The organism is Streptococcus sp. GMD1S (assembly GCF_000296875.1).
GTDB lineage: Bacteria > Bacillota > Bacilli > Lactobacillales > Streptococcaceae > Streptococcus.
On record NZ_AJQY01000111.1, the window covers coordinates 1 to 1,906 of the forward strand.

At 36.8% G+C, this 1,906-nt stretch carries 2 protein-coding genes and 1 pseudogene; all 3 read right to left on the reverse strand.

Annotation, left to right across the window (positions count from 1 at the left end; all coding sequences use genetic code 11):
* On the reverse strand, nucleotides 1-743 hold a 743-nt coding region (locus tag GMD1S_RS07415; protein WP_000711266.1), incomplete at its 3' end, for a carbohydrate ABC transporter permease.
* Between the two features lie 16 nt (nucleotides 744-759).
* Nucleotides 760-1,632 carry a carbohydrate ABC transporter permease gene (locus tag GMD1S_RS07420; protein WP_001007695.1) on the reverse strand — a complete coding sequence of 291 codons (873 nt, stop codon included), beginning with the start codon at nucleotides 1,630-1,632 and terminating at the stop codon, nucleotides 760-762.
* 18 nt (nucleotides 1,633-1,650) lie between these two features.
* Nucleotides 1,651-1,906 (reverse strand): annotated as a pseudogene (locus GMD1S_RS12295) (sugar ABC transporter substrate-binding protein); the annotation flags it as partial.

Below are 1,906 nucleotides of genomic sequence, written 5' to 3' on the forward strand. Positions count from 1 at the left end.
GATGCAAAGCTTGGGCCATAGTCATTGAAGTACTGACCTTGATAGTTGTATTGGAAGAGAGGCAAAGTCCACATCTTGGAATCCTTATTCAGAATCAAAAGTGGCAACATAAAGTCATTCCAGAACCAGAGGGCATTGATAATCAAAGTTGTCGCATGCATGGGCTTCAACATTGGAAAAATGATTCGACGATAAGTTGTAAAACGATCAGCCCCATCAATTTCTGCAGCTTCATCTAAACTATCTGGTATACTGATTTTAATATAACCAACATACAAGAAGAGAGTCTGTGGAATAGCATAAGTTAAGTAGAGTATTACTAGCCCCCACATATTCGCTAGACCGAGTTTACTCATCATAACTGTGATGGGAATCATAATCACCTGAAATGGAACAAATATCCCTAAGATCAAGAGCGAATACATAATTGCAAAGGCTTTTTTCTTGGACATATTTCGAGCAATGGAATAAGCTGCAGCTGGTATAAAGAAAGCCACTACAATCAATGATAACACCGTAATAACTGCTGAATTCCAGAAATAGCCTCCAATTCCATCCGAAATCAATCGTTCATAATTACTCAACGTAAAAGGATTGGGCAAACTAAAGAAATGATTCATGATATCCTTAGTTGTCTTGAAAGAACTAAATACTGTTACCAACAAAGGAACAAGTATAAGAATACCACCGACTATCAAGAGGACGTATTTCCAAAACTGATTCAATTTTTCTTCTTTTTTCATGTGTAGGACTCCTCTATTAGATTTCAAATTTCTTTGATAGCTTGATTTGGATCAGAGAAACAATTCCAATAATTAAGAATAAAATCAAGGCAATTGCATTCGCATATCCATATTGATTACTCTTGAAAGCATAGTTGTAGACTAAAAGTCCAAGAGACGTTGTAGCATTATTTGGACCACCACTCGTCAACGCAAAAATTTGGTCAAAGGCTGTCAAACCAGACTTAAGAGCCAAGATAAAAACCATTGAGATCGTTGGCAGTAAATAGGGCAATTCAATCTTCCAAAAAGTTTGTTTACTGGTTGCACCATCAATTGATGCTGCCTCTAAAATATCAGTTGGAATACTCTGAAGACCAGCAAGAAAGAGAATGATTGGCATAGCTACTCCTTGCCATAGAAGAACAAAAATAGTTGCCACTACCGCTCCGACAGGTGTCCCTAATAGACTCTCTTGTAAAAAACTAATTCCTAAAATTTTTCCAATCGTTGGAAGCCCATAGTTGAAGAATTGTTTAAAAATCAAGGAAACTGTCAAACCAGATAAAACAGCCGGGAAAAAGAACCAAGCTCTAAAGAAGGTCCGCCCCTTCATCTTAGAATTTAAGGCTCGTGCCACAACCATCCCAATCGTAATCTCTCCAATAATCAATGCCAGAGTTAAAATCAAAGTAAAGGATATGGCTGTGAAGAATTTCCCATCAATCATCAGTAATTTGTAGTTATTTAAACCAACAAATTTATAATTATAGGTCAATCCAGTCCAGTTAGTCAAACTATAGAAAGCACCTTGTACCATTGGAAAGTAAAAGAAGATAGCTTGTAAAGCAAGCGGGATGAGCAAAAATGTCCAACCCCAGTATTTATTTAAAAATTTTCGAATAGCCATATCATCTTAACTCCTATTCTAGTCCAAATCTGCCTTCATTGGATTAAAGAAAGCATTGAGATTGTTTGCCATATTTTTCAGATTTTTATCCATCAGGTAACCTGCACTTAGATTAAAAAAGTCTTCTTCAGAGTTCCAGCGTTGGCCCAACCAAACATAATGTTTGTCCGTAAAAGCCAGTTTAGAAATAGCTGCAAGCGCTGAATCTTCTTTTTCCTGTATACCTTTCACCGCAACTGGTGATCCATCTATATCATAGTATGACTGCATAGCT